This is a genomic window from Aurantimonas sp. E1-2-R+4 (genome assembly GCF_036549515.1).
GTDB classification, from domain to species: domain Bacteria; phylum Pseudomonadota; class Alphaproteobacteria; order Rhizobiales; family Rhizobiaceae; genus Aurantimonas; species Aurantimonas coralicida_A.
In genome coordinates, this window is record NZ_JAZHLK010000018.1 from 1 (window position 1) to 24,630 (window position 24,630).

Consider the following 24,630-nt stretch of genomic DNA (forward strand, 5'->3'; position numbering starts at 1 on the left):
TTGCCCATCAGCGCCAAAATGCCGAAAAGTTCATTGCCCCTGCATCGAGGGCGGCGTAACGTTCAACCCGGCATCGCCGCTCAACGAAGTTCAACAAACTTCGGGACATCCCCAGGAACCCGACCTCACGTCGGCCACCTCGAAGGCAGCGGGATCGTGGTTCGCCATGACGACGTCGAAGGCGGCGCAGTCGAGGTGCTTGGAGCGGCTTGCGCCGCCGACGGCCCTGTTTTGCTTGGGGCTGCGAGAGTCCGAGCGCACGATCAGCGGCTTTCCCAACCGGTCGGTCGTGCCGCGACTGCAGCTTGTCGAGCGCCGCTTCATTGATCAGCAGTTTGGCGGTGCCCCGACAGGCGATCTCGGCCGCGAGGCGGACGGAGACGCGTTTCTCGGCCATGGGTCGGCTTGCTTGATTTACCGGGAGTTGCGTCTTACGTTCCCGCCATCGATCCATTGAAAGTACGATCATGTCCGAGACCGCGACCCTGTCCTCGAAGTTCCAGATCTCGATCCCCAAAGCGATTCGGCGCGCCCACCATTGGGAAGCCGGGCTGACCTTCGCCTTCATCCCCAAGGGCACCGGCGTCCTGCTGGTCCCGGTCCCGACGCGGGAGAGCCTTGCAGGCCTCGCACGAGGCGCCTCCGCCACCGACCATCGGGACCGCTCGGACCGCGTCTGATGGTGCTCGTCGACACCTCGGCCTGGATCGAATGGCTGATCGGCTCTGCCACGGGACACAAGGTGGCTGAACAGCTTCCGGAGCAGGAAGACTGGCTGGTGCCGACCATGGTGCAACTGGAACTCGCAAAGTGGCTCACCCGCGAGGTCGGCGAGGACAGGGCGGATCAGGTGATCGCCTTTACGCAGGTCTGCCGGGTCGTCCCGCTCGACACCGAGATCGCGCTCGCCGCCGCCGAGGCCTGCAGCGCTCACAAGCTCGCAACCGCCGACGCCATCATTTACGCAAGCGCTCGCGCGCAGGGCGCGGGGCTGCTGACCTGCGACGCGCATTTCGAGGGCCTGCCCGGCGTCACACTGATCGAGAAGATCAAGGACTGATCGCAGGACCGCCATCGGTGGCCATTTCCTCATTGAGCTTGTGCACCATCACCGCTTCGATGACGGGCAGAAGCTCGGCCATGGCGGCGGACGCCAAGCCAAGCGCATCGCCCAACCTGAGCGCTGCATTTAGATCCCAGCCGATCACGGCACCCGGCAGCACTCGAAGCTGGCCGCCCAAGCGGCCGAGGAGGTCCCGGATCTGCCAAACCTCCAGGGTTTCCGGCCGGTGCGGCCGCGCCGGGCAGTCCGCGCACGGCCCTTGGTCGGCTCCGCGGGGTTCGCAACCCCCGCAGTAGCGTCCGCCCCCGCCGAAGGGCCATTCGGCAAGGGCACGGAGACGTTTTTTCCTGTTCCAGAGCAAGAGGTCACAGAGCTGAAGCCTGCAGAGCAAGGGCCTGTGCTCAGCCCACTCTTGCACGGGAGGATGTTCGCTGAGGGGATAATGGCGGAGAGAGAGGGATTCGAACCCTCGATACGGTCTCCCGTATACACACTTTCCAGGCGTGCGCCTTCAACCACTCGGCCACCTCTCCGTGCATTCGAGCCGACAAGCGGGAGGTTGCGTCCCGCTCTCGTCGCCTCTCGGCAACCACATCTCTTTCCGGAATTCATCCGCGCCGGACAGGCCGGCGAAGCGAAACGCCGGGGTCGATGCCCTGTCTCGAACAGCCGCGGACTATAGCCAGAACGCTCCGCGGTTCAACCCGCGAATTCAGCAAACTTCCGGGATGGTCGCAAGGGCGCTACATTGCCGCCGACGGGGGCAATCCCCACATGATATCGAAGCAGGTGACGGCGGTCCCGCGGCCAGTCCGATCTCTGCGCGGGCGGAGGGCGGCGCCGTGGCGCGACGGGTCGCCAGATAACAGGATGGGAGCGACAGGTTCATGCGGTTTTTGGTGCGTCTGATCGGCAGCCTCCTGTTGGCCATTGCCGTCGTGTTCGCCGTCGGCGACATCGCCCGCTCGCTCGCCGATCAGGCGACGCGTCTGATGAGCGTGACGGAGGCGCTGGCGATGATGGGCGGGAGCCTGGAGCCGTCCGGTGTCCAGAGCGCGACGGTGGCCGCCATGCTCGCCGAAATCGGCCGCTGGTCGGTTTCGATCACCGCCGGTGTCGCGGGGCTGGCCCTGCTGCTCGCCGGCCGCGAGCGCAAGACGCGCCGCCGCCTGGTCCGCTGACGCCTGGTCCGCTGGCGCCCTGGGCGCCGAACAAGGAGTAGTTCATGTATATTCTCGATATGTTTTCCAAGAAGATGAAGCTGCCGGTGGGCGCAGAGGCGCTGCCGGGACGGGCCGAGCCGATCGAGACCGCCGAGACCCATTTCGTCAACGGCCACCCATTGAAGCCGCCCTTCCCGGATGGCTCCGAAACGGCGATCTTCGGCATGGGCTGCTTCTGGGGCGTGGAGCGGAAGTTCTGGCAGCTGCCCGGCGTCCATGTGACGGCGGCGGGCTATGCGGCCGGGGCGACGCCGAACCCGACCTATCAGGAAGTCTGCACCGGCCAGACCGGGCAGAACGAGGTCGTGCTGGTCGTCTTCGATCCGGCGGTGGTCTCGTATGACAGCCTGCTGACGACATTTTGGGAAGGCCATGACCCGACGCAAGGGATGCGCCAGGGCAACGACATGGGCACCCAGTATCGCTCCGGCATCTACACATCCTCGCAGGCGCAGTTCGATGCCGCGACCGCGTCGCGAGCGGCCTATCAGCAGGCGCTCGCCAAGGCCGGGCACAAGGGCACGATCACCACCGAGATCGAGCCCGCGACCGAATTCTATTACGCCGAGGGCTACCACCAGCAATATCTCGCCAAGAACCCGAGCGGCTATTGCGGCGTCGGCGGCACCGGAATCTCCTGCCCGATCGGGCTGAAGACCGAGGCGGCGGAATAGCACTCCCTGCGGCGAGACCTCGGCGGACAAGGCAGGGTGATATCAAACGCGGATGAGCCCGTTTTCCATCGTCGCGGATTTCAGATGATTCTCGGCGCGGGCCGTGCCAGTCTCTCGGCAGGCACGGCCCGCCTTGCGGCCGTGGCGTCCCTCCGCCGACGATCGGCGGTTTTGAGACCCATCATCTGCAACAGGGATCGGACACTCCATGAAACAGTTCCTGGCCGGACTCCTCGCCACCTCCCTCCTGTCGGTTACCGCAGCGTCGGCCGAAGAATTCGCCCCGGCGATCCTCTACGATCTCGGCGGCAAGTTCGACAAATCCTTCAACGAGGGCGCCTATGACGGCGCCGAGAAATACAAGGCCGACACCGGCACCGAATACCGCGAATTCGAGATCGTCAACGACGCCCAGCGCGAGCAGGCGCTGCGCCGGTTCGCCCGCGACGGAGCGAACCCGATCATCTCCGTCGGCTTCAGCCAGGCCGCAGCGCTGGAAGCGGTGGCGAAGGAATATCCGGACACGAAATTCGCCATCATCGACGCCGTCGTCGACGCGCCGAACGTGCAATCGATCCTGTTCAAGGAGGAAGAGGGCTCCTATCTCGTCGGCATCCTCGCGGCGATGAAGTCGGAGACCGGCACCGTCGGCTTCGTCGGCGGCATGGATATCCCGCTGATCTCCAAATTCGCCTGCGGCTACAAGGGTGGCGTCAAGTCGGTCTCCGCCGACGCCAAGGTCATCGAGAACATGACCGGCAGCACCGGCGCGGCCTGGAACGATCCGGTGCGCGGCGGCGAACTGGCGAAGTCCCAGATCGACCAGGGCGCCGACGTCGTCTTCCACGCCGCCGGGGGTACCGGCATCGGCGTGATGCAGGCGGCCGCGGACGCCGGCAAATACGGCATCGGGGTCGATTCCAACCAGAACGGCCTGTTTCCGGGCAAGGTGCTGACCTCGATGGTCAAGCGCGTCGACAACGCCGTCTATTCGACCTTCGAGGACGCGGCGAAGGGGAATTGGAAGGCGGGCACCGTCACGCTCGGGCTGGAACAGGATGGCGTCGGCTACGCCATGGACGAGAACAACGCCGAGCTCGTCACCGAGGAGATGAAGGCCGCGGCCGAAGCGGCGAAGGCGAAGATCATCGCCGGCGAGATCGAGGTCCACGATTACTCGACGGATTCGTCCTGCCCTTACTGACGTGTTGTGAAACATCACCGTAGCGAGGCGTCCCTTCCGGGGCGCCTTTTTTCTGCGGTGCCGGGTTGCATCGCGCCGACCGGGTGCGACGCGAGCAGGCACCCATACAAGCTCTTTCTGCCCGACGATCCCGGTGATATCGGGACGCGGAACAACGCGCTGGAGTGACGTCGCATGGCCGAAAAAGTGATCTTCGATACCGATCCGGGGCAGGACGACGCGGTGGCGATCCTGACCGCGCTGGCCTCGCCGGACGAGATCGACATCCTCGGCATCGTCACCGTCGCGGGCAACATCCCGCTGCACCACACCACCCGCAACGCGCTGCGGCTCCTGGAACTCGCCGGGCGAACCGAGGTGCCGGTCCACGCCGGATGCGAGCGGCCGATGCTGCGCCATCTGGTCACCGCAGAGCACGTCCACGGCCCGACCGGGCTCGACGGTCCCGATCTGCCGGAGCCGACGCTTGCCGCCCGGGAGGCTCACGGGGTCGATTTCTTGGTGGAGACGATCCGCGCGCATCCGCCCGGCACGATCCGGCTGCTGGCGCTCGGGCCGCTGACCAATGTGGCCATTGCCATGACCAAGGCGCCGGACATCGCGGCGCGGCTGAAGGACATCGTGCTGATGGGCGGCGGCTGTTTCGAGGCCGGCAACATCACCCCGGCAGCCGAATTCAACATCTTCGTCGACCCGGAGGCAGCGGCGATCGTCTTTGCCAGCGGCGCGGCGATCACGGTCCTGCCGCTCGACGTGACCCACCAGATGCGCTCGACTCGCGCGCGGATCGCCGCCTTCGGCGATCTCGGCAACCGCTCCGGCGCGGCGGTGGCGGCGATGCTGGGCTTTTCGGAGCGGTTCGACGTGGAGAAATACGGCTGGGAGGGCGCGCCGCTGCACGATCCCTGCGTCACCGCCTTCGTGCTCAAGCCGGAGATCTTTACCGGCCGGTCGGTCAATGTGGCGATCGAAACCGCCAGCCCGCTGACGCGGGGCATGACCGTCTGCGATTACTGGGGCGTCACCGACCGGCCGAAAAACGCCGTCTGGGTGCGCTCCGGCGATGCCGACGCCTATTTTGCGCTGCTCACCGAGCGGATCGCCCGGCTGCCGTAGGGGGGGGAAACCCGGTCCGGTGATGGATCGGCGGTTGCGGCGGTTTGGAATGGGTCCCGGCTCAAGGCCGGGATGACGACTGTATTGGACGGTTTCGCCAATGATCGACGCCTGGGGATGACGCGCGGTATAGCGGCTCGGCGCCTTCTCGCCCCTTGTGGGAAAGAAGGCCTTTTCGCGCCCTTATGTATCAAATGCACCAAGGACGCGAAGCGCGTCCTCGATCGCCTGCCGCTTCTCGGGTGGGCAGGGATGAGCGCGGCGGTTGGCAGCATACCGGTTCGCTGCTTGGCGCGTCGTCATACCGTGATCCGAGCGAACGTGCGCAATCCAGCACGTCTTAGGGGTAAAGCCATTGGTAGCTTTCACGTACTGCTGGATCTGTTTATAGGTCGCCATACCGTCTCCTCCCGTGACAGCAGCTTAGCAAACCGCCGCTCGGCGCCCAATCGCCGCTCTTTGGCGTGTGCAGCGACCAAAAGCCGGCCTACCCCCTCAGTAATGCGGCGGCTTGGTGTTTTCGGGGCCGGGCGTCGCGACCTCTTCCAGGGTATCGAAGCGATGGCCGAGGGATTTGAGCGAGCGCTGCATCCGCTCGATCGTCTCGAAGGCGCGGCGCAGCTCCTCCGACAATTCCTCGATCGTCTGCGCCTGATGCGCCACCATGATCTCCAGATCCTGGATGCGCTCGCTGATTTCTGCCTGTTTCTCGCTCATGCCGCGATCTCCGCAAGTTTGGCCCGCAACCGGCCCGCGATCGGCGACGGCCGCCGCGTCGCCCGGTCGACATAGACATGGACGAAGAAGCCCTCGGCCGACGCAATCTTTGCCTCGCCGCGAAACAGACCGACCTCGTACCGCACCGACGACTGTCCCAGTCTCGCGACCCGAATGCCCGCAATGACCGGGTCCGGAAAGGCGAGTTCGCCATGATAGCGGCAGCCGGTCTCCACGACGAGGCCGATTTGCGCGTCGGCATGGATATCGAGGAGGCCGTTGGCGATGAGCCAGCCATTCACCGCCGTATCGAACAGGGAATAATGGACGACATTGTTCATGTGGCCATAGACGTCGTTGTCGGCCCAGCGCGTGGTGAGCGGCATGAAAGCGCGGTAGGCGCCGCGCTTGCCGGGCTCGGGGCGCCTTGCCGCCTTGATGTCGATCGAAGCGGTCATGTCTCTCCTCGGGTCATTCGGCGACGGTCCTTGCGCGGTTTCTTTGCTCTTCCATACCCGGCATTGTTTTATCCGAAAACCGGTTCCCACTTTTCAAAGCGATGCTATAGGCTCGCGCGATCAGCGTCAGTCCAGAGTGAGCGTATGCCCGATCCGGCGATCGAACTGATCGACATCGACAAGAGCTTCGGCATCGTCCGGGCCAACAAGCGCATCAACCTCACTGTCGCGCGCGGCACGATCCACGGCATCATCGGCGAGAACGGCGCCGGCAAGTCGACGCTGATGTCGATCCTCTACGGCTTCTACCAGGCCGATTCCGGTGAAATCCGCGTCGGCGGGAAGACGGTCGAAATCACCGATCCGAACGCGGCGATCGCCGCCGGTATCGGCATGGTCCACCAGCATTTCATGCTGGTCGAGAATTTCACCGTCGTCGAAAACGTCATGCTCGGCGCCGAACAGTCGCCGTTGCTGGCCGCCGGCATCGCCAAGGTGCGGGCCGAACTGAAGCGTCTGGAAGCCGACCATTCGCTCGACGTCGACCCGGACGCGATCGTCGAGGAACTGCCGGTCGGCCGGCAGCAGCGGGTGGAAATCCTGAAGGCGCTCTATCGCGGCGCCGATATCCTGATCCTCGACGAGCCGACCGGCGTGTTGACCCCGGCCGAGGCCGATCATCTCTTTACCGTGCTGAAACAGCTGCGCGACGCCGGCAAGACGATCATCCTGATCACCCACAAGCTGCGCGAGATCATGGCGATCACCGACGCGGTATCGGTGATGCGGCAGGGCGAAATGGTGGCGACGAAAACGACGGCCGAGACCTCGGTGGAAGAACTCGCCGAGCTGATGGTCGGCCGGCGCGTGCTTCTGACCGTCGACAAGGGCGACGCGGCGCCGAAGGACGTGAAGCTCAAGGTCGACGGGCTGACGGTGCGCGACCGGCGCGGCGTCGTCATGGTCGACAACGTCTCCTTCACGGTGCGCGCGGGCGAGATCGTCGGCATCGCCGGGGTCGCCGGTAACGGCCAGTCCGAACTGCTGGAGGCGCTGGCCGGCATCCGCAAGGCGGAAGCCGGGCGCATCGAGATGCTCGGCCGGACCATCGATCCGACCGTCGACGCGGACCCCGCCGCGATCCGGGAGATCGGCTGCGCCCATGTGCCGGAGGACCGCCACAATACCGGGCTGGTGCTGGCCTTCGAGGAGAACGAGAACACCATTCTCGGTTATCAGCGCGATCCGAGCTTTCAAAAGGGCTGGCTGCTCGATCTCAATGCCATGCGCCGGGACGCGGCCAAGAAGATCGCCGCCTATGATATCCGCCCGCCGGACTGCCGGTTGAAGACCGCGAGCTTTTCTGGCGGCAACCAGCAGAAGATCGTGCTGGCGCGGGAGATGGAGCGCGATCCCGACCTGCTGTTGATCGGCCAGCCGACGCGCGGCGTCGATGTCGGGGCGATCGAGTTCATCCACCGGCGGATCATCGAGATGCGCGACGCCGGCAAGGCGATCCTGCTGGTTTCGGTCGAACTCGACGAGATCCGGGCGCTGTCGGACCGGGTGCTGGTGATGTTTTCCGGCCGCATCGTCGGCGAACGCAGCCCGGACGCGGACGAGGGCGATCTTGGCTGCCTGATGGCGGGCGTCGAACAGCGGGAGGCGGCAGAGTGAACGACGCGCGGATTTGTCTGGTCACGCTCGGCGTCGAGGACGTCGCCCGCTCCGTCACCTTTTATGAGGCGCTCGGGTGGACAAAGGCGCCGCAGAGTGTGGAATCCACGGCTTTCATGGTCGGCGAGGCGATCGTCTTGGCGCTTTGGCAGCGCAGCGAGATGATCGCCGATGGCGGCGAGGGCGACTTGCCGGCTGGTTCCGGTTCCGCCGGCCTGGCAGTGAACTTTTCGTCCGAGGAAGCGGTCGTCGAGGCCTACGAGAAGGCGGTCGCGGCGGGAGCGCGGGCGGTCAAGCCGCCGGCGAAAACCTTCTGGGGCGGCTTCTCCGGCAATTTCCGCGACCCGGACGGCCATCTGTGGGAACTTGCCCATAACCCGTTCTTCAAGCTCGACGCGCGCGGCCATCTCGACCTTCTGAACAGCGGAGACCAGCAACCGCGATGAGCCGCCCCTACGCCAAGCTGCCCGGCTGGATCGATTACGGGCTGATTCCGCTGGTCAATCTGATCGTTGCCTTCGCGGTCGCCGGCCTCGTCGTGCTGATCGTCGGCGAAAGCCCGGTCGAGGCGGCGGCGCTGATGATCCGCGGCGCCTTCGGCTATGGCGAGGGAATCGGCTTCACCCTCTATTACGCGACCAGCTTCATCTTCACCGGCCTCGCCGTTGCCGTCGCCTTCCATGCCGGGCTGTTCAATATCGGCGGCGAGGGGCAGGCCTATCTGGGCGGCCTCGGCGTTGCCACGGTGGCGCTGGCGCTTGGCGGCACGCTGCCCTGGTGGTTGAATTTGCCGCTCGCCGTCTGTCTATCCTTCGCCTTCGGGGCGGCCTGGGCGTTCATTCCCGCCTGGCTGCAGGCGCGGCGCGGCAGCCACATCGTCATCACCACGATCATGTTCAACTTCATCGCCGCCGCGCTGATGGTCTATCTGCTCGTCAACGTCCTCAAGCCGGCCGGCACGATGGCGCCGGAAACCCGCACCTTCGAGGCCGGCGCGCAATTGCCCAAGCTGCGCGGCCTGTTCGACCTGTTCGGCGTGTCGCTCGGCGGCGCACCGCTCAACGTCTCGCTGTTCGTCGCGCTTCTCGCCGCCTTCCTGGTCTGGGTGCTGATCTGGCGCACCCGGCTCGGCTACGAAATCCGCACCCTCGGCTTTTCGCCGCGTGCGGCGCGCTACGCCGGCATGTCGGAGACGCGACTGATCGTCGTCGCCATGGCGATTTCCGGCGGCCTTGCCGGGCTGATGGCGCTCAACCCGGTGATGGGCGACCAGTATCGCCTGCTGATCGACTTTCCGGGGGGCGCCGGCTTCGTCGGCATCGCCGTCGCGCTGATGGGCCGGGGCCATCCGGTCGGGATCGTGCTCGCGGCGCTCCTGTTCGGCGTGCTCTATCAGGGCGGGGCGGAACTCTCTTTCGACATGCCGACGATCTCGCGCGACATGATCGTCATCATCCAGGGCCTCGTCATCCTGTTCGCAGGCGCGCTGGAGAACATGTTCCGCCCCGGGGTCGGCGCCGCCTATCAGTGGATCCGCTTCCGCACCGGTGAGCCGGCCGGCGCCGACGTGGAGGAGGCGCGGTGATGGATTTCGGCGCCTGGATCAACGTCCTCGATTCGACCATCCGTCTGTCGACGCCGCTGCTCTTCGCCGCGCTCGCCGGGCTCTATTCGGAACGCTCCGGCATTTTCGACATCAGCCTGGAAGGCAAGATGCTGATTGCCGCCTTCGCCTCGGCCTCGGCCGCCGCGGTGTGGGGGTCGGCGTTTGTCGGGCTCCTCGTCGGCATTCTCGCGGCGGTCGGCTTCTCGCTCGTCCACGGCCTCGCCTCGATCACCTATCGCGGCAACCAGATCGTCTCCGGCGTCGCCATCAACTTCATCGCCGCCGGGCTGACCATCATTCTCGGCCAGAGCTGGTTCGGCCAGGGCGGGCGCACGCCGAGCCTGTTCGGCGGCGGCCGCTTCGAGGCGATCGACCTGCCGGGCGCGGCGGCGCTGCGGGATGTCCCGTTCGTCGGCCGGATCTACGCCGACATTCTCTCCGGGCACACGCTGCTGGTCTATGTCGCCTTCGCGATGGTGCCAATCACCTGGTGGGTGATGTTCCGCACGCGCTTCGGCCTGCGGCTGCGCGCCGTCGGCGAGAACCCGGCGGCGGTCGACACCGCCGGCATCTCGGTGGCCTGGCTGCGCTACCGCGCGGTGATCATCTGCGGCATCCTCACCGGCCTTGCCGGCAGCTATCTGGCGGTGGCGCAGGCGGCGGGCTTTACCCGCGACATGACCGCCGGCAAGGGCTACATCGCGCTCGCCGCGTTGATCTTCGCCAATTGGAAGCCGGTGCCGGTGATGTTCGCCTGTCTGCTGTTCGGCTTTCTCGACGCGATCTCGATCCGCATTCAGGGCGTGGAACTGCCGATCATTGGCGAGATCTCGGCGCAATTCGTGTCGGCGCTGCCCTATATCCTCACCGTGGTGCTGCTCGCCGGCTTCGTCGGCAAGGCGACCCCGCCCAAGGCCGGCGGCGTGCCTTATGTGAAGGAACGATAGACGATGGCGGACGATCTCTTCGCCCTGGCGAAGTCCGCCATGCGGCGCGCCCACGCCCCCTATTCCCGGTTTCCGGTCGGCGCGGCGCTCAGGACAACCGACGGGCGCATTTTCGCCGGCTGCAACGTCGAGATCGTCAGCTTTCCCGAGGGCTGGTGCGCCGAGACCACCGCCATCGGCCATCTGGTGATGGACGGCGGCGGGCGCATCGCGGAGATCGCCGTCGTCGCCGAAAAGCTGCCGCTGTGCAGCCCCTGCGGCGGCTGCCGGCAGCGCATCGCCGAATTCGCCTCGCCCGAGACGAAGGTGCATCTCTGCGACATCGACAGCGGCGTCCAGGAAACGGTGACCATGGCGGAACTCTTGCCGCGCGCCTTCGCGACGGAAAGCCTGTCGTGACGCCGGCCGCCGCATTCCTGCGCGAGCGGCTCGGGTCGCGGCGCCCGGTCGCGGCGATGGTGCTCGGCTCTGGTCTTGGCGCGCTGGTCGACGCGGTCGAGGACGCCGTGCGTATCGCCTTCGCCGACATTCCCGGATTTCCGGTCAGCGGCGTCACCGGTCACGCCGGGGAGGTGGTCGCCGGACGTCTCGGCGGCCGCGACGTCCTGATCCTCTCGGGGCGCGTGCATTACTACGAGACGGGCGACGCGGCGGTGATGCGGCCGGTGATCGCGGCGGTGCGCGATCTCGGGGTCAAGACCCTCTTCCTCACCAATTCCGCCGGATCGGTGCGCGAGGATATCCCGCCCGGCTCGGTGATGATCATCGAGGACCACATCGCCTTTTCCGGCCGCAATCCGCTGATCGGCGAAGCGTCCGATGCCCGTTTCGTCGGCATGACCAGCGCTTACGATGCCGAACTGCGGCGCCGGCTCGCGGACGCGGCGAAGGCCACCGGCGAAACGCTGTTCGGCGGCGTTTATATGTGGTTTTCCGGCCCGTCCTTCGAAACGCCGGCGGAAATCCGCATGGCCCGCATTCTCGGCGCCGACGCCGTCGGCATGTCGACCGTGCCCGAGACGATCCTCGCCCGGTTTTTCGGCCTCAAGGTGCTGGCCGCCTCGGTCGTGACCAATTACGGTGCGGGCATGACCGGCGCCGAACTCTCCCACGCGGAGACCAAGGAGATGGCGCCGCAGGGTGGCGCGCGGCTGGCCCGCATCGTCCGCGAAATGCTGGAATCGGGAGGCTTCGATGGATGAAACCGCGCGGCGCCGAAGGGCGTCGGATCTGATCGCCTGTCTCGATCTCACCAATCTCGACGAGGGCTGCACGGAAGCCGATGTCGCGGCGCTTTGCGAGCGGGCCGCGACGCCCGCCGGACCGACGGCGGCGATCTGCATCTGGCCGCGCTTCGTCGCCTTCGCCAAGCCCCGCCTCGATCCCCGCATCAAGATCGCGACGGTGGTGAATTTCCCGCAAGGCGGCGACGACATCGCGGCGACGGTGAGCGAAACCGAACAGGCCGTGGCGGACGGGGCCGACGAGATCGACATGGTCATCGCCTATCGCCGTCTGCCGGCCGATCCCGCCTTCGTCGAGGAACAGGTACGAACCGTGAAGGCCGCCTGCGGCACCGCGCGGCTGAAGACGATCCTGGAAACCGGCGAGCTCAAGGCGGCCGAGACGATCTGGCAGGCCGCCCATGCGGCGCTCAAGGGCGGCGCGGATTTCCTGAAGACCTCGACCGGCAAGGTCGCGGAGAACGCCACGCCGGCGTCGGCCCGGCTGTTGCTCGAGGCGATCGCGGAGGCCGGCGGCCATGTCGGCTTCAAGCCGGCGGGCGGGATCAAGAGTTTCGAGGACGCCGACGGTTACTACCAGCTTGCCGAGGCGATCTGCGGGACCGGCTACGCGACGCCCGGGCGCTTCCGGATCGGCGCCTCCAGCGTTCTCGGCGACCTTTTGGCGGTCGCGGCCGGCGCGGCACGGGCGGGCGCGAAGGCCGGCTATTGATGCGTCTGCCGCAGGAGATCATCCGGGCCAAGCGCGACGGCGAAACGCTGGATGCGGCCGACATCAAGGCGTTCATCGACGGTTTTGCCGGCGAGCTTGTCACCGATGGCCAGGTCGCGGCCTTCGCCATGGCGGTGTTCTTTCGCGGCATGGCCGGGCCGGAGACCGTGGCGCTGACCGAGGCGATGCTCCACTCCGGCGATATCCTCGATTGGGCCGGCCTCGACCGGCCGGTGGTCGACAAGCATTCGACCGGCGGCGTCGGCGACAATGTCTCGCTGATGCTGGCGCCGATCGTCGCAAGCTGCGGGGCCGCCGTGCCGATGATCTCGGGGCGTGGGCTCGGCCACACCGGCGGCACGCTCGACAAGATGGAGGCGATCCCCGGCTATAGCGTCACGCCGGACAACGCGACCTTCCGCCGGACCGTCGCGGATATCGGCTGCGCCATCATCGGGCAGACCGGGCGACTGGCGCCGGCGGACGGGCGCTTCTATGCGATCCGCGACGTGACGGCGACGGTGGAATCGATCCCGCTGATCACCGCATCGATCCTGTCGAAGAAGCTGGCCGAGGGGCTCGACGGCCTCGTGCTCGACGTGAAATCGGGGGCCGGCGCCTTCATGACCTCGCATGAGGATGCGCGGGCGCTGGCCGCGAGCCTCGTCGCGGTCGCCAACGGCGCCGGCCTTCGCACGACCGCCTTGCTGACGCGCATGGACGAGCCGCTGGCGTCGGCCGCCGGCAATGCCGTCGAGGTCCGCAATGCCGTCCGCTTCCTGACCGGTGCGCAGCGCGATGCCGCGCTCGAAGAGGTGACGCTGGCGCTGGCGGCCGAAATGCTGCTCTCGGCCCGCCTCGCGCCGGATCTTGCCGACGGGCGGAGAAAGGCGGAAGCCGCGCTGAGCGACGGGCGGGCGGCCGAGACTTTTGCCAAAATGGTCGCGGCGCTGGGCGGTCCCGCTGATTTCGTCGAGCGGATGGAGGACTATCTGCCGGCGGCGCCGGTTGTCCGTGACGTCCTGTCGGAAGAGGACGGTTTTATCGCGACGGTCGACGCGCGCCGGCTCGGCCTTGCCGTGGTCGAACTCGGCGGCGGGCGGACCCGGCCGCAGGATGCCGTCGACCACGCTGTCGGCTTGAGCGATCTGGCGCCGATCGGCCGCCGGCTGATGCGCGGCGAGCCGCTCGCCCGCGTGCATGCGCGCGACGAGATGACTGCGAAGAGGGTGGAGGCGGCGCTCCGCGAGGCCTATGGGCTGTCCGACGAAGCGGTCGAATGGGATGCCTCGGCTGTCCTGGACCGCTTCGGCTGAGTCGGGCAACCGGTTCCGGGCGGGACATGTCCGCAAAAAATGTTGGTCTGCCTTGAGCCCATTTCTACGATCTGATGGGTGGTCGCTACTGGATTACAGCTACTGCAATTTCAAGTTCTGATGGCCCGTTGCGGTCGCGCACAATATGCTTGAAGCTGTCATGAGCTTGGAAATCAGGAAAAATATTCCTGCCTGCGAAACCGGGAGGAGATATGCGTCACCCCTGTGCGGCGAATACCAACGGGAAACGGGAAATTTCGCCCTGGATGATGGAAAAGCAGGCAGAAAAACCAGCTGGTTATGACGTTTCCGCTCCGCGGTAGAGCGTCAAAAGATAGGCACAAAAAGTCACGAGCCAGGCAGCCATCGCTATCCAGGAAAATGCGGTGGGCAGGAACGTGAGAAAATGAAAATCCATTGCGCGCCCCATCTGGTGCGTACTGACCGCGTACATTCCGAGTGGGAACACCGCCCCCCAATAAAGCGGGTCGTATTTCAGCGGGAAGCGTTTGTAGATGTGTCGCCAAACGCCGAGAATAATCAACATCGGGATCCACCAGGTTCCGGTTGCCCAGTAAAAAACCGTGAACCCCTTCATGAATGGTACGATGGAGTTCAAAAATGGGGCATCTTCTGAGTTGATAATCAGCAACGAACCGGCGAGTGTCGAAATCGCCATTGCTCCCATGTTGATCCAATAAGGTGGTGAAAGATCGCTAGGAGAAAATCGAAAAAATGTATAGCGATAGAAGATCAACGACATCATCCATATGTAAAGCATGCCACCCCATAGCCACATTGAAAGCGCCAAGAAATTCAAATCAAGCCGATATGGTTGTTCGATTTGCACTGCCAGCAAAGATGCTAGCACCGCAATCGATTGCGTCGCCACAACAGCGAGCAACCAAGCACCACTGATACCTCGATCAAGTGGAGGCTTGTCCTCCTTGATGGTGAATGCAGTAAAAATTGTGTAGGTTAGACCGAGCCAAAGAACCAGAGCGACAAACCAGAGTGTGAAGCCAGCGACCGGGTTCTGTGCGAGAATTACGAACTCGCTACCCAGAATGCTTGATGCCGCGGCCATGGTGAAAAACCCCGGCCCGCGCAAATGATCAGTCATATCCGTAAAAAAACGTTTGTGATGGTGAATTATGCGCAGAACTGTCAGCCACCACAAGACAATATAGGCGATAATCGCGATCAGAAAAAGTCCCCACGCCACTACAGGCAGATCGATCTGATTTGCGGCGAGCGAAACTATGCCTGTTGCCATTACCATCCCGAAATAGGCTGGTGAAAGTGTGGTTAAATCTGGATGCCACAATCTATTCAACAACGATGTCGGTTGCGGTGTTTCCAGCTTGCCCGGCATGACAACCCCCACAAATGACCATTGTTTGCTCAATCACGTCCGGTTTCTTATTAATTCAACAAGATCCGTGGAAAGATATTTCTGGCCAGCCTCGAGATGCGAGTCATGTCGCATTTCGGGCGCACAGTAATTCAAGCATGCTCACTTTGTCCGCACAGCGGACCAATATGGTTTGCGGGCATGACCCCGACGAGCGGACTACTGGCTGAGCGTCAATCGGCCGTCCTCAATCTCGAATTTCGACAGGCGGCTCAAAAAACTCATGCCGAGCAAGGTAACCGGCAGGGTGCCATCCTGAGTGACCAGCGCCTCGACGTCGCGCAGATCGATCGGTCCGAGTTGGAGACGGGAGATGCTGGCGAGTGCCGCTCTGGTCTCGCCATTGGCGGTCTGCACCCTGTGGCGATAGTCGGCCATGCCGGGGACGATGCCGAGCTGGCGCGCGGTGGTCTGGTCGATCGCGACGTAAGTCGCGCCGGTGTCGACGAGCACTGGGACGGGCCGGCCGTTCATCCGCGCGTCGGCGCGGAAATGACCGCTGGCGTCGGCGCGCAGCAGCGCCAGGCGGCCAGACGGCGGTGCCTCCACCGCAGCGTCGATCACCTCGGGTGGGGCGTCGATCGTCTCGACCTGTCCGGTGAGCATGCGGGAGCGGTATTCCTCGAAGGCCGAGGGAGCCGCCAGCGCGACCATCGAGGACAGGACGAGGAGGAATACGAATTTCTGCATCGGCCGATCCGCACCGTTTCGGGAAACCGGACCAGCGTAGATCATCGCCGTTAACATCCGCGAAAGGGCTTGGTGGCCTGCCCGCGGAATTCGTCGGCGCGGTTGCGAAAACGTTAACGCCTCAGAATTTTGTAACTCGCCCAGACTGCTGATGCTGAAACGCTTATTCTAACGCAACCATGATGATGACGCCTAAACAGATAATTTCATGGGATTTTCTGGTAAGCATCGCGCTTATAAGCCATTCAAGCAGCTCATATATGTTCAGTTTATTTATTTTCGGGCACCCTCCTCAATCCTGTCTAGGGAAATCGGAAGGGGGAATGCCAAATTTGGCATAAACTTATAACCGCTTCGCCCATGTAAGTCTGATACGGGTATTGAATTCGAAAACCTCGTACCATTTACATCGCAAACACTGATTGTCAGAAGTGTTTTTTCTTCCATCAGTTTTTGTATTGTAAGGGTAGGCATAATAAATCTAAGTACGCCACTGGTGTACCCCAGGCGGGGAATTGGATAAGATGCTCTCTTATCAATGCCATCATCTCGAACATATTTGCGCCCGGTTCCGTCACCCATATCGAAAACTTCATCTTTCGTCAGGGTGTTTGGGTGCGCTTCGTGCACCGTTGTAGGATTGGAGGTAGCGAAAATGAGTCTCCACGTCGTCTCGACTGCGGCTGATGGTGTGCCGCGATTTGCTAGCACCAGATGCAACAGGCAATGTGTGCCGCCTTCCTCAATGCTGCCAAGCACTGCAAAATTGATCGAAATGTCGAAGTCCGGTTTCGTTAGTTCATGAATGCGGGCTTCAAGCGACCGCATCTCAGAAGCTAAGCTGGCAGCGCGTACTTCTGTTTCCTCGATTTTGGTCTCTTGTTCCCTCATCAATCCGGGTGGCACGGTTACCATGTTCCAAACGAAGAGCACTGGGAATAGGCCGGCAGCCACAGCCGCTAACGTCGTTCGAACGATGATTTCGTCGCGTGAGGCTCCTTCCGATCCTAAGAACGCAAGCGCGAAAAGAATGGCGATCAATCCAATGACTTTGATCATGATCGCGTCCCGCGACCCAAGGCCAAGCAAGTGCGCTGAGTTTTGCGTTGCTCTCGCTGCCACCACCTTCCAGAAGTCCATACGCTTGCCCCAAATCCATGTCTTCAAGAAACTTGGTACAGCACCAATGTCGCATACATGGTTGAAGGGGATAAATCCGTAGTCTTCGGCTTCCCGGAGCCCAGGTCCGCTATTTGGTGCCGTACATCCGGTCGCCGGCATCACCGAGGCCGGGAACGATATAGCCCTTGTCGTTGAGATGGCTGTCGATCGCCGCGGTAAACACCGGAATATCCGGGTGCGCGGCGCAAAACCGCGCGACGCCCTCGGGCGCGGCGAGAAGGCAGAGAAAGCGAATGTTGCGGGCGCCGCGCTCTTTCAGCTTGTCCATCGCCGCGATGGCGGAATTGGCGGTCGCCAGCATCGGATCGACGACGATCACCAGCCGGTCGGCCAGATCGTCCGGCGCCTTGAAGTAATATTCGACCGGCTGCAGCGTCTCATGGTCGCGATAAAGGCCGATATGGGCGACCCGCGCCGCCGGCACGAGGTCGAGCATGCCTTCCAGGAGGCCGTTGCCGGCCCGCAGGATCGAGGCGAAGACCAGCTTCTTGCCTTCCAGCACCGGCGCGTCCATCGCCTCCATCGGCGTTTCGATGCGGATGGTGGTGAGGTCGAGATTGCGCGTCACCTCGTAGCAGAGCAGCGTCGAGATCTCGCGGAGCAGCCGGCGAAAGCTTGCCGTCGAGGTCTCCTTCTTGCGCATGATGGTGAGTTTGTGTTGGACCAGCGGGTGGTCAATGACGGTGACGCCGTTCATGGGGCCTCGCTTTCTGCCTGCGGATTGGCCGAAGCTCTAATGGTTTGACGGCGGCGCGCCAAGCGAAATGGCCGCAAGCATCAGCCTGTCGAGAAGCCGCTGGCGGGTCTCCGCATCGACGAAGGCGGCCTCGATGGCGTTGCGGGTCAAGGCGAGCAGCCCGGCCCGGCCGATCCCGGCATCTTCGGCAAAGCGGTATTCGGCGCCAAGATCGGTGGCGAAGAAGGGCGGATCGTCGGAGTTCAGCGTCACCTTGACGCCCGCCTCGACCAGGCGGCGAAGCGGGTGCGCGGCGGCGTCGGGAAAGATGCCGAGGGCCAGATTGGAGCCCGGACAGACTTCGAGCACGATGCCCTCCGCCGCGATCCGCCTGACGAGATCGTCGTCCTCGATGGCACGGACGCCGTGGCCGATGCGTTGCGGTTTCAGCGCCGCGATGGTCTCGCGCACGCTGTCCGCGCCGCACAGTTCGCCGGCATGGGCGGTCAGGCCGAGACCGGCATCGCGGGCGATGTCGAAGGCTTTGGCGAAGTCACGCGGCGCGAAGCTGCGCTCGTCGCCGGCCAGGCCGAAGCCGGTCAGAAGCGGCTCCGACACGGCGCCGGCGACGGCAAAGCGCGCGGCGGCTTCAACCCGCTCGGCGCCCAGATGCCGGACTCCGACGACGATCATCCGGGCTTCGATGCCGGTGGCACGGCTGGCGCGGCGAACGCCTTCGCCGAGGCCCGCCAGATAGGTCTCCGGCGCGGTTCCTCCGGCCTCGGCATGATCGGGCGAAATGAAGAACTCGGCATGGATCGCCCCGGCGCCCGCGAGCCGCGTCAGATGATCCTCGGCGAGCCGGGCGAAGTCGTCCTCGCTCTGAAACACCGTCGCGGCGCGGTCGTAAGCGGCGAGGAAGCTGGTGAAGTCGTGCCAGACATAGGCGCCGTCGCGGATGATGCCGCCAAGGGCGATGCCGTGCCGTTGCGCCAATTCGAGGACCAGCGCGGGATCGGCCGTGCCCTCGATATGGCAGTGCAATTCCGCCATGGGCACTGTGCCGCCCCGGCCGGCGTGGGCGACCGCCGGGGCGTTGTCGTTGCTCAAAGGAAGCTGGTTCCGTAGCGGCCGGCCGGCAGGCCGAGATGGGCGGCGATGCTTTCGCCGATATCGGCGAAGGTCTCGCGATGGCCAATGCTGCCCGGGGCGACGTCGGGGCCGAAGACCAGCACGGGCACGTTCTCGCGGGTGTGGTCGGAGCCGCGCCAGGTCGGATCGCAGCCATGGTCGGCGGTGGCGATGGCGATGTCGCCGCGCCGGAGCCTGGCCTCCAGTTCCGGCAGGCGGGCGTCGAAGGCCTCCAGCGCTGCGGCATAGCCGGCGACGTCGCGGCGGTGGCCGTAGAGCATGTCGAAATCGACGAAATTGGCGAAGATCAGATCGCCGTCCGCCGCGTCGTCGAGGGCGCCGAGCATGGCATCGAACAGTGCACTATTGCCGTCGCCTTTCCGCACTTCCGAAATGCCCTGATGGGCGAAGATGTCGCCGATCTTGCCGATCGCGATCACCCGCCGGCCGGTGTCGACGGCGCGGTCAAGCAGCGTCGGCTCCGGCGGCGGCACGGAATAGTCGCGCCGGTTGGCGGTGCGGCGGAAGCTGTCCGAGGTTTCGCCGACGAAGGGCCGGGCGATGACCCGGCCGATATTCAAGGGATCGACGTGCCGGCGCGCGTTGGCGCAGAGGTCGTAGAGGCAGTCGAGGCCGAAATGGGTTTCGTGCGCCGCGATCTGCAAAACGCTGTCGGTCGAGGTGTAGAAGATCGGCTTGCCGGTGCGGATGCTGTCTTCGCCAAGTTCCCCGATGATCTCCGTGCCCGATGCATGGCATTGGCCGAGAACGCCGGGGATATCGCTATCATCGGCGATCTGCTGGATGAGGGACGCCGGGAAGGCGGGAATCTCCTGCGGGAAATAGCCCCAGTCGAAGAGCACCGGAACCCCGGCGATCTCCCAATGTCCGGAAGGCGTGTCCTTGCCGTGTGAAACTTCCCCTGCGGAGCCCCAAAGGCCGATGCATGCCTCGCTCGATGATTGACCGGCGGCGCGGTAGAGGCCGAGCCGGCGAAGGTTGGGAAGGGCGAGGGGGCCGCTTCGCAGGCCGTCCTGATCGGCTTCGCCGCGCTTCGCCGCCGCGAGGATATGGCCGAACGTGTCAGCCCCTGCGTCGCCGAAGCTTGCCGCATCGCGCGCGCCGCCGATGCCGAAGGAATCGAGAACCATGAGAATCGCGCGCGCCAAAGGCCTGTCTCCGCTGCGGTGGATGTCCGTGAATCCTTCCGTGGCGAAGATAGTTCGTCGGGCTCGATTGGATAGGGGCGCCGAGGCGCCCCGAAAATTCCATCAGGAGACTGGTCTTGGGTCTTTGTCGATCCGCTGCCTAGTGATCCGCTTTCGACATTTGCATCCCGCTCGGAGCACCCTGGCAGCAAATGTCGAAATCAAAGGACCACTAGCAAATTTACGACTCTAGTGGATTTTTCAAATTTGACATTTGATTACGAGCCCGCCGCACATGGGTATCGAATGTCAAATTCAATCCACTAGCGCGCGGCGGCTTCGTTCGCCATCGCCTGACGCGTGACGTATTGCTCGTTCGCCTGCTGGAAGCTGCCGGCATCATCGCCGATCGTCACGGTCGGCTCGCATTTCGGCGCGCAGGCGTAGGTGATCCGGCTCGCCTGACGATAGACGCGGACCGTGTTGTTCTCGAAGGTCTGCACCGCGACCTGTTCATCGAGGATCATGTCGCCGGCCTGGTCGAGAATGACGATATTGGTAATGCCATAACTGCGTCCGGTCAGGACGAGGCGTTCCGAGCTCAGCACCTCGACATCGACGATCGCCGGGTTGCCGACGATGACCGTCGCGGCGGGACGGTCGATTTCGATGATTCTGGCATGGTCGACAGCGACGCCGAGGATCGCACCGTGATCGTTGGCATGCGCTCCGACGGAGAGAAGGCCCAGGATCATGGCAGGCAACACGAGGCGGAGAAGGCGATTCATGAGACGTGTCCCGGTTACTCGGATTACCATCAGCGTGATCTATACGACAATGCGGTAAACGGAGGATTAATTAGGCTTCGTAAGCTTTTTTTAAGTATTATTTAGGAAAACGAATGTAATAAAAAATCAACCAAAAACCTTAAGCCGATTGCAACATCGTGGGGGTAACGTCCCCCTATCCGATCGACGAAAACAGTCGGCGGGTTTGCTGCCAATCGGATTTAAGGAGTTCCCATGTCCAAGCATTTCATGCGCTTCATCAACGATGAGTCCGGCGCTACCGCGATCGAGTACGGCCTCATCGCCGCTCTGATCGGTACCGCCATCATCGCCGCCGTCACCACGGTCGGCACCAATCTGACGAGCACCTTCACGACCATCGGCACGAACATCGCGCCGAAGTAAGTGCAATGCGCTACCTGAATGCGAGACGGGGACGTCCGGTCCCCGTCTCCATTTAAGGGAGCGACCCGGGCCTTCGCAGGTTGATAAACCTCCTGGTTCCCGATGGTCGCCGGTCTCCGCAAGCGGGGATTCCAACGCAAGATTGGGGTTAGGAATGCTGACAGTCGCCATTCTGACCTTATTCCCCTTCGCAATGATTTATGCCGCCAGTTCCGATCTCGTCTCGATGACGATCGCGAACCGCGTTTCGGTGGCGCTCGTTCTGGGATTCTTGGCGATCGCGCTGCTGCTAGGCATGCCATTCGGCCAAATTGCACTGCATCTCGGTGTCGGGCTGATTTGCCTTGCCGTCACATTCGGATTGTTCGCGGCAGGCTGGATCGGCGGCGGCGACGCAAAGCTCATGGCCGTGACGGCCATGTGGTTCGGCCCGTCGGCCGATCTCATCGAGTATCTCCTTCTGGGTTCGATTTTCGGCGGGTTCCTGACCCTGGGACTGCTGCTGTCCCGGGTGGTCTTCGCTCCGGTCACCGGCGTCGACTTCATCGACCGCCTGCTTGAGCGGGATACAGGTGTTCCCTACGGCATCGCCCTCGGCGCCGCCGGCCTCACGGTCTATTCCGACAGCGTCTGGATGGACATCGCGCTCGGCGGATGGGCACGCAATCCGTTCTGACCGGGCCACAGACGCCGGCCCACGCCGCGCTGTCAGAGTTCGTTAACCATACATTGAGGGTTTGTCGGCGATAACCGATGCGAACAGCCGCGAATGTGCGGCCCAGTTGGCGGGAGTTGTCCGATGAATCTTGCACGCATCGCGGTCGTGGCGGTCGCCCTTGTCGCGGCTGCAGGTGCCGGCTTCGTCGCTCTCAATCTCGCACAGCCTGCGCCGGCCGAACCGGTGATCATTACGGCCGCTCCGGCCGAACCTCCGATCAAGCTTGCGGACGTGCTCGTCACCACGACGGAGGTCGCGATGGGTGGGTCGATCAATGCCGTCCTCGGCTGGCAGAAGTGGCCGGAGGAAGGCATCGGGCCGACGCTGATCGTGCGATCAGATCGCCCGGACGCGATCGAGGAGCTCGAAGGCTCGATCGCCCGACAGTCCTTTTTCGCCGGCGAACCGGTGCGCGAATCCAAGCTGATCCGCGCCGATCGCGGCTTCATGTCGGCGATTCTGCCGGCGGGTAAACGCGCCGTCGCCATCCAGATCGCGGCGGATACATCCGCCGGCGGCTTCGTGCTCCCGAACGACCATGTCGACATCATCATGACCCGCCGGACAGCCAGTTCGGACGGTCGCGCCGAGAAAGTCACGACCGAAACGGTGCTGCGCAACCTCCGTGTTCTCGCGATCGATCAGACGATCGAGGAGAAGGACGGGGAGAAAGTCGTCGTCGGATCGACGGCAACGCTCGAGGTCGATCCGGATCAGGCCGAAGCGCTGACCGCCGCCCAGCAGATCGCCGACCGGCTGGTGCTGTCGCTGCGCTCCCTCGCCGATTCGGTGCCCGGCTCACCCGGCTACGCCGCCTTCCTGCTGGCCCAGGAAAACTCCCAGCGCGGCAAGATCAAGGTCGTGCGCTACGGCCAGTCCACCGACATCACAACGTCCAAATGACAGGCAGGTCGATGAGCTCTTCCAACCGATCCGACATCTTGCTTGCCCTGCTCCGCCGGGCCGTCGTGGGACTTGCCGGCGTCTCGACCGCATTGACGCCCGTCTTCGCGCCGCTCCCCGCGTCGGCCGAACCCACCGTCGTCAACGTCCGGCAGGCGAGCCAGACAATCAATCTCGGTCTCAACAAGACCAAGGTCATCGTGCTGGCGGCCGACGCCCACGATATCCTCGTCGCCAATCCGGCGGTGGCCGACGCGGTGACAAGGGATGCGCGCCGCATCTACATCTTCGGCAAGCAGATCGGCCAGACGAACATCGTCGTCTTCGATCGCCAGAATCGCCAGATCGCCTCGATCGACCTGAAAATCGAGCGAGATATCAGCGGACTGGAGGCGTCGATCCGCAAATATGTGCCGTCCTCCGACGTCACGATCGAAATGCTGAACGACAATGTCGTCCTCACCGGTATGGTCCAGACGCCCCAGGACGCGGCCAAGGTGGAACGGCTGGCGCGCATCTTCGTCACCGGCGGCGAGGGTACGACGGGCCAGTATATCCAGTCGGCAACCGCGACCGGCGGCGCCGGTGGCGGCAACAGCGACGTCGCCTTCGCCCAGGAGGACCGGCGCCAGAGCCAGATCGTCAATCTATTGCAGATCCAGGGTCAGGATCAGGTGACGCTGAAGGTGACGGTCGCCGAGGTGCAGCGCTCGGTCGTCAAGCAGCTCGGATTCAGCGGCAGCGCGTCGGACGGCATTTCCTATGCCAACATCGACAATCCTTTCGGCCTGGGTAAGGCGATCAGCAACACGTTAGCGAAAACCGCCGGCAGCATCGGCGGGTTCGACATCACCAGTCAGATCAACGCCATGGAACAGGCCGGTGTGATGCGCACGCTGGCCGAACCCAGCCTGACCGCGATTTCCGGCGAAAAGGCGAGCTTCAAGGTCGGTGGCGAGTTCAATATCCCCCAAGGCAAGTCGGAGAAGGCGGAAAAGCGGACGCCGATCCTCAACGCGGCGGGCAATATCGTCGGGTACGACACCGAGGCGGCCTCGGTCGAATACAACACCGAGAAGATCGATTACGGCATCGGCCTCGACTTCACCCCGGTGGTGCTCTCCGCCGGTCGCATCAGCCTGAAGATCCGCACCAGCGTGTCGGAGCCGACCTTCGAGAGCCCGTTCAGCTTTCCAGGCGGGGTCGCGCCGGGGGTGACGCCGCCCGGCATCCGCAAGCGCCTCGCCGACACCACGGTCGAGCTTCCCTCGGGCGGCTCGCTGGTCATCGCCGGCCTCGTCCGCGACGAAGTGCGCCAGGTCATTTCGGGAACGCCGGGCCTTTCCAAGATCCCCATCCTCGGCAGCTTGTTCCGCAGCCGTGACTTCCAGCGCTACGAGACCGAACTCGTCATCATCGTGACGCCTTATCTGGTGCGGCCGGTGGCGCGACAGGCGCTGGCGCGGCCCGACGATGGCCTCGGCTTTTCCAGCGACGGGGCCGGCAACTTCCTTGGTCGGATCAATCGCGTCTACGGCCATATGGAAACCAAGCTGCCCCCCGGCCGGTATCACGGCGTCGTCGGCTTTATCTACAAATGACCGGTTCGAGGAGATCG

Annotated in this window: 30 protein-coding genes and 1 tRNA gene; 19 read left to right on the plus strand and 12 right to left on the minus strand. The window is 64.0% G+C overall.

Going from position 1 to position 24,630, the window contains the following annotated elements:
* The 3 genes from VQ045_RS10075 to VQ045_RS10085 form a co-directional block, all read left to right on the plus strand.
* Positions 1-457: hypothetical protein (locus VQ045_RS10075; RefSeq protein WP_331829999.1), on the plus strand; the 457-nt coding region annotated here is incomplete at its 5' end.
* A 10-nt stretch (positions 458-467) separates the two neighbouring features.
* The gene (locus VQ045_RS10080) at positions 468-680 is read left to right on the plus strand and encodes an AbrB/MazE/SpoVT family DNA-binding domain-containing protein (RefSeq protein ID WP_327626411.1); all 213 of its coding nucleotides are present in this window, start codon (positions 468-470) and stop codon (positions 678-680) included.
* Positions 680-1,060 (plus strand): type II toxin-antitoxin system VapC family toxin, encoded by a 381-nt coding sequence (locus VQ045_RS10085; RefSeq protein ID WP_331830000.1) that lies wholly within the window; start codon positions 680-682, stop codon positions 1,058-1,060. The genes VQ045_RS10080 and VQ045_RS10085 overlap by 1 nt, the downstream gene beginning before the upstream one ends.
* Here the strand turns inward: VQ045_RS10085 and VQ045_RS10090 are convergent.
* Positions 1,050-1,241 (minus strand): DUF7697 family protein, encoded by a 192-nt coding sequence (locus tag VQ045_RS10090; protein WP_331830001.1) that lies wholly within the window; start codon positions 1,239-1,241, stop codon positions 1,050-1,052. The two genes, VQ045_RS10085 and VQ045_RS10090, sit on opposite strands and share 11 nt — an antisense overlap.
* 265 nt (positions 1,242-1,506) lie before the next feature.
* A tRNA-Ser gene (locus VQ045_RS10095) sits at positions 1,507-1,596 on the minus strand.
* 354 nt (positions 1,597-1,950) lie between these two features.
* Between VQ045_RS10095 and VQ045_RS10100 the strand changes: the two genes are divergently transcribed.
* From VQ045_RS10100 to VQ045_RS10115, 4 genes are all read left to right on the plus strand, one after another.
* A complete protein-coding gene (locus VQ045_RS10100; protein ID WP_331830002.1) occupies positions 1,951-2,244 on the plus strand; it encodes a hypothetical protein in 294 nt (97 codons plus the stop codon).
* A gap of 44 nt (positions 2,245-2,288) precedes the next feature.
* The gene (msrA, locus tag VQ045_RS10105; protein WP_331830003.1) at positions 2,289-2,960 is read left to right on the plus strand and encodes a peptide-methionine (S)-S-oxide reductase MsrA; all 672 of its coding nucleotides are present in this window, start codon (positions 2,289-2,291) and stop codon (positions 2,958-2,960) included.
* A gap of 208 nt (positions 2,961-3,168) precedes the next feature.
* Positions 3,169-4,164, plus strand: coding sequence for a BMP family lipoprotein (locus VQ045_RS10110; RefSeq protein WP_331830004.1), 996 nt, complete (start codon positions 3,169-3,171; stop codon positions 4,162-4,164).
* Positions 4,165-4,338: 174 nt separating this feature from the next.
* Positions 4,339-5,280: a nucleoside hydrolase gene (locus VQ045_RS10115; protein WP_331830005.1), complete on the plus strand. Its 942-nt coding sequence runs from the start codon at positions 4,339-4,341 to the stop codon at positions 5,278-5,280.
* 183 nt (positions 5,281-5,463) lie between these two features.
* Here VQ045_RS10115 and VQ045_RS10120 read toward each other — a convergent pair whose 3' ends face one another.
* From VQ045_RS10120 to VQ045_RS10130, 3 genes are all read right to left on the minus strand, one after another.
* Positions 5,464-5,679 carry a hypothetical protein gene (locus tag VQ045_RS10120; protein WP_331830006.1) on the minus strand — a complete coding sequence of 72 codons (216 nt, stop codon included), beginning with the start codon at positions 5,677-5,679 and terminating at the stop codon, positions 5,464-5,466.
* A gap of 96 nt (positions 5,680-5,775) precedes the next feature.
* A complete protein-coding gene (locus tag VQ045_RS10125; protein ID WP_327625677.1) occupies positions 5,776-5,997 on the minus strand; it encodes a SlyX family protein in 222 nt (73 codons plus the stop codon).
* The gene (locus VQ045_RS10130) at positions 5,994-6,455 is read right to left on the minus strand and encodes an acyl-CoA thioesterase (RefSeq protein ID WP_442879846.1); all 462 of its coding nucleotides are present in this window, start codon (positions 6,453-6,455) and stop codon (positions 5,994-5,996) included. The genes VQ045_RS10125 and VQ045_RS10130 overlap by 4 nt, the downstream gene beginning before the upstream one ends.
* Positions 6,456-6,599: 144 nt before the next feature.
* Here VQ045_RS10130 and VQ045_RS10135 point away from each other — a divergent pair, with 144 nt between their 5' ends.
* Genes VQ045_RS10135 through deoA form a run of 8 tightly spaced genes read left to right on the plus strand, consistent with a single transcriptional unit; the run spans position 6,600 to position 13,957 of the window.
* Positions 6,600-8,132 (plus strand): ABC transporter ATP-binding protein, encoded by a 1,533-nt coding sequence (locus tag VQ045_RS10135; protein WP_331830007.1) that lies wholly within the window; start codon positions 6,600-6,602, stop codon positions 8,130-8,132.
* The gene (locus VQ045_RS10140; RefSeq protein ID WP_331830008.1) at positions 8,129-8,578 is read left to right on the plus strand and encodes a VOC family protein; all 450 of its coding nucleotides are present in this window, start codon (positions 8,129-8,131) and stop codon (positions 8,576-8,578) included. The genes VQ045_RS10135 and VQ045_RS10140 overlap by 4 nt, the downstream gene beginning before the upstream one ends.
* Positions 8,575-9,717, plus strand: coding sequence for an ABC transporter permease (locus tag VQ045_RS10145; RefSeq protein ID WP_331830009.1), 1,143 nt, complete (start codon positions 8,575-8,577; stop codon positions 9,715-9,717). The genes VQ045_RS10140 and VQ045_RS10145 overlap by 4 nt, the downstream gene beginning before the upstream one ends.
* Positions 9,717-10,685 carry an ABC transporter permease gene (locus VQ045_RS10150; RefSeq protein WP_331830010.1) on the plus strand — a complete coding sequence of 323 codons (969 nt, stop codon included), beginning with the start codon at positions 9,717-9,719 and terminating at the stop codon, positions 10,683-10,685. The genes VQ045_RS10145 and VQ045_RS10150 overlap by 1 nt, the downstream gene beginning before the upstream one ends.
* Before the next feature lie 3 nt (positions 10,686-10,688).
* A complete protein-coding gene (locus VQ045_RS10155; RefSeq protein ID WP_327625672.1) occupies positions 10,689-11,084 on the plus strand; it encodes a cytidine deaminase in 396 nt (131 codons plus the stop codon).
* Entirely contained in the window at positions 11,081-11,887 is an 807-nt protein-coding gene (locus VQ045_RS10160) for a purine-nucleoside phosphorylase (RefSeq protein ID WP_442879847.1), read from the plus strand. Before VQ045_RS10155 ends, VQ045_RS10160 begins: the two co-directional genes overlap by 4 nt.
* On the plus strand, positions 11,880-12,641 hold the full coding sequence (gene deoC / locus VQ045_RS10165) for a deoxyribose-phosphate aldolase (RefSeq protein ID WP_331830011.1): 762 nt from the start codon (positions 11,880-11,882) through the stop codon (positions 12,639-12,641). The genes VQ045_RS10160 and deoC overlap by 8 nt, the downstream gene beginning before the upstream one ends.
* Positions 12,641-13,957, plus strand: coding sequence for a thymidine phosphorylase (deoA, locus tag VQ045_RS10170; RefSeq protein WP_331830012.1), 1,317 nt, complete (start codon positions 12,641-12,643; stop codon positions 13,955-13,957). The genes deoC and deoA overlap by 1 nt, the downstream gene beginning before the upstream one ends.
* A gap of 298 nt (positions 13,958-14,255) precedes the next feature.
* Here the strand turns inward: deoA and VQ045_RS10175 are convergent, their stop codons facing one another.
* The 7 genes from VQ045_RS10175 to VQ045_RS10205 form a co-directional block, all read right to left on the minus strand.
* A complete protein-coding gene (locus tag VQ045_RS10175; protein ID WP_331830013.1) occupies positions 14,256-15,332 on the minus strand; it encodes a tellurite resistance/C4-dicarboxylate transporter family protein in 1,077 nt (358 codons plus the stop codon).
* Positions 15,333-15,530: 198 nt separating this feature from the next.
* The gene (locus VQ045_RS10180; protein ID WP_331830014.1) at positions 15,531-16,061 is read right to left on the minus strand and encodes a retropepsin-like aspartic protease family protein; all 531 of its coding nucleotides are present in this window, start codon (positions 16,059-16,061) and stop codon (positions 15,531-15,533) included.
* Between the two features lie 273 nt (positions 16,062-16,334).
* On the minus strand, positions 16,335-17,120 hold the full coding sequence (locus VQ045_RS10185; protein ID WP_331830015.1) for a hypothetical protein: 786 nt from the start codon (positions 17,118-17,120) through the stop codon (positions 16,335-16,337).
* 190 nt (positions 17,121-17,310) lie between these two features.
* The gene (gene upp, locus VQ045_RS10190; protein ID WP_331830016.1) at positions 17,311-17,940 is read right to left on the minus strand and encodes a uracil phosphoribosyltransferase; all 630 of its coding nucleotides are present in this window, start codon (positions 17,938-17,940) and stop codon (positions 17,311-17,313) included.
* A gap of 36 nt (positions 17,941-17,976) precedes the next feature.
* On the minus strand, positions 17,977-18,972 hold the full coding sequence (locus VQ045_RS10195; protein WP_331830060.1) for an adenosine deaminase: 996 nt from the start codon (positions 18,970-18,972) through the stop codon (positions 17,977-17,979).
* Between the two features lie 53 nt (positions 18,973-19,025).
* A complete protein-coding gene (locus VQ045_RS10200; protein ID WP_331830017.1) occupies positions 19,026-20,219 on the minus strand; it encodes a phosphopentomutase in 1,194 nt (397 codons plus the stop codon).
* Between the two features lie 302 nt (positions 20,220-20,521).
* On the minus strand, positions 20,522-20,986 hold the full coding sequence (locus VQ045_RS10205) for a pilus assembly protein N-terminal domain-containing protein (protein WP_331830018.1): 465 nt from the start codon (positions 20,984-20,986) through the stop codon (positions 20,522-20,524).
* A gap of 234 nt (positions 20,987-21,220) precedes the next feature.
* Between VQ045_RS10205 and VQ045_RS10210 the strand changes: the two genes are divergently transcribed.
* The 4 genes from VQ045_RS10210 to VQ045_RS10225 all read left to right on the plus strand — a co-directional run bounded on the left by VQ045_RS10210 (position 21,221) and on the right by VQ045_RS10225 (position 24,613).
* Entirely contained in the window at positions 21,221-21,391 is a 171-nt protein-coding gene (locus tag VQ045_RS10210; protein ID WP_327648533.1) for a Flp family type IVb pilin, read from the plus strand.
* Between the two features lie 154 nt (positions 21,392-21,545).
* A complete protein-coding gene (locus VQ045_RS10215; RefSeq protein ID WP_331830019.1) occupies positions 21,546-22,067 on the plus strand; it encodes an A24 family peptidase in 522 nt (173 codons plus the stop codon).
* 123 nt (positions 22,068-22,190) lie between these two features.
* Complete coding sequence (gene cpaB / locus VQ045_RS10220) at positions 22,191-23,012, plus strand: Flp pilus assembly protein CpaB (RefSeq protein ID WP_331830020.1); 822 nt, start codon at positions 22,191-22,193, stop codon at positions 23,010-23,012.
* Complete coding sequence (locus VQ045_RS10225) at positions 23,009-24,613, plus strand: type II and III secretion system protein family protein (RefSeq protein WP_442872946.1); 1,605 nt, start codon at positions 23,009-23,011, stop codon at positions 24,611-24,613. Before cpaB ends, VQ045_RS10225 begins: the two co-directional genes overlap by 4 nt.
* Positions 24,614-24,630 lie beyond the last annotated feature (17 nt).

What these genes read in the sequence shown, in the direction of transcription:
- VQ045_RS10080 (WP_327626411.1), top strand. Translation starts at nt 468, where the DNA reads ATGTCCGAGACCGCGACCCTGTCCTCGAAGTTCCAGATCTCGATCCCC.
- VQ045_RS10085 (WP_331830000.1), top strand. Translation starts at nt 680, where the DNA reads ATGGTGCTCGTCGACACCTCGGCCTGGATCGAATGGCTGATCGGCTCT.
- VQ045_RS10100 (WP_331830002.1), top strand. Translation starts at nt 1,951, where the DNA reads ATGCGGTTTTTGGTGCGTCTGATCGGCAGCCTCCTGTTGGCCATTGCC.
- msrA (WP_331830003.1), top strand. Translation starts at nt 2,289, where the DNA reads ATGTATATTCTCGATATGTTTTCCAAGAAGATGAAGCTGCCGGTGGGC.
- VQ045_RS10110 (WP_331830004.1), top strand. Translation starts at nt 3,169, where the DNA reads ATGAAACAGTTCCTGGCCGGACTCCTCGCCACCTCCCTCCTGTCGGTT.
- VQ045_RS10115 (WP_331830005.1), top strand. Translation starts at nt 4,339, where the DNA reads ATGGCCGAAAAAGTGATCTTCGATACCGATCCGGGGCAGGACGACGCG.
- VQ045_RS10120 (WP_331830006.1), bottom strand. Translation starts at nt 5,679, where the DNA reads ATGGCGACCTATAAACAGATCCAGCAGTACGTGAAAGCTACCAATGGC.
- VQ045_RS10125 (WP_327625677.1), bottom strand. Translation starts at nt 5,997, where the DNA reads ATGAGCGAGAAACAGGCAGAAATCAGCGAGCGCATCCAGGATCTGGAG.
- VQ045_RS10130 (WP_442879846.1), bottom strand. Translation starts at nt 6,455, where the DNA reads ATGACCGCTTCGATCGACATCAAGGCGGCAAGGCGCCCCGAGCCCGGC.
- VQ045_RS10135 (WP_331830007.1), top strand. Translation starts at nt 6,600, where the DNA reads ATGCCCGATCCGGCGATCGAACTGATCGACATCGACAAGAGCTTCGGC.
- VQ045_RS10145 (WP_331830009.1), top strand. Translation starts at nt 8,575, where the DNA reads ATGAGCCGCCCCTACGCCAAGCTGCCCGGCTGGATCGATTACGGGCTG.
- VQ045_RS10150 (WP_331830010.1), top strand. Translation starts at nt 9,717, where the DNA reads ATGGATTTCGGCGCCTGGATCAACGTCCTCGATTCGACCATCCGTCTG.
- VQ045_RS10155 (WP_327625672.1), top strand. Translation starts at nt 10,689, where the DNA reads ATGGCGGACGATCTCTTCGCCCTGGCGAAGTCCGCCATGCGGCGCGCC.
- deoC (WP_331830011.1), top strand. Translation starts at nt 11,880, where the DNA reads ATGGATGAAACCGCGCGGCGCCGAAGGGCGTCGGATCTGATCGCCTGT.
- deoA (WP_331830012.1), top strand. Translation starts at nt 12,641, where the DNA reads ATGCGTCTGCCGCAGGAGATCATCCGGGCCAAGCGCGACGGCGAAACG.
- VQ045_RS10175 (WP_331830013.1), bottom strand. Translation starts at nt 15,332, where the DNA reads ATGCCGGGCAAGCTGGAAACACCGCAACCGACATCGTTGTTGAATAGA.
- VQ045_RS10180 (WP_331830014.1), bottom strand. Translation starts at nt 16,061, where the DNA reads ATGCAGAAATTCGTATTCCTCCTCGTCCTGTCCTCGATGGTCGCGCTG.
- VQ045_RS10185 (WP_331830015.1), bottom strand. Translation starts at nt 17,120, where the DNA reads ATGATCAAAGTCATTGGATTGATCGCCATTCTTTTCGCGCTTGCGTTC.
- upp (WP_331830016.1), bottom strand. Translation starts at nt 17,940, where the DNA reads ATGAACGGCGTCACCGTCATTGACCACCCGCTGGTCCAACACAAACTC.
- VQ045_RS10195 (WP_331830060.1), bottom strand. Translation starts at nt 18,972, where the DNA reads ATGGCGGAATTGCACTGCCATATCGAGGGCACGGCCGATCCCGCGCTG.
- VQ045_RS10205 (WP_331830018.1), bottom strand. Translation starts at nt 20,986, where the DNA reads ATGAATCGCCTTCTCCGCCTCGTGTTGCCTGCCATGATCCTGGGCCTT.
- VQ045_RS10210 (WP_327648533.1), top strand. Translation starts at nt 21,221, where the DNA reads ATGTCCAAGCATTTCATGCGCTTCATCAACGATGAGTCCGGCGCTACC.
- VQ045_RS10215 (WP_331830019.1), top strand. Translation starts at nt 21,546, where the DNA reads ATGCTGACAGTCGCCATTCTGACCTTATTCCCCTTCGCAATGATTTAT.
- cpaB (WP_331830020.1), top strand. Translation starts at nt 22,191, where the DNA reads ATGAATCTTGCACGCATCGCGGTCGTGGCGGTCGCCCTTGTCGCGGCT.
- VQ045_RS10225 (WP_442872946.1), top strand. Translation starts at nt 23,009, where the DNA reads ATGACAGGCAGGTCGATGAGCTCTTCCAACCGATCCGACATCTTGCTT.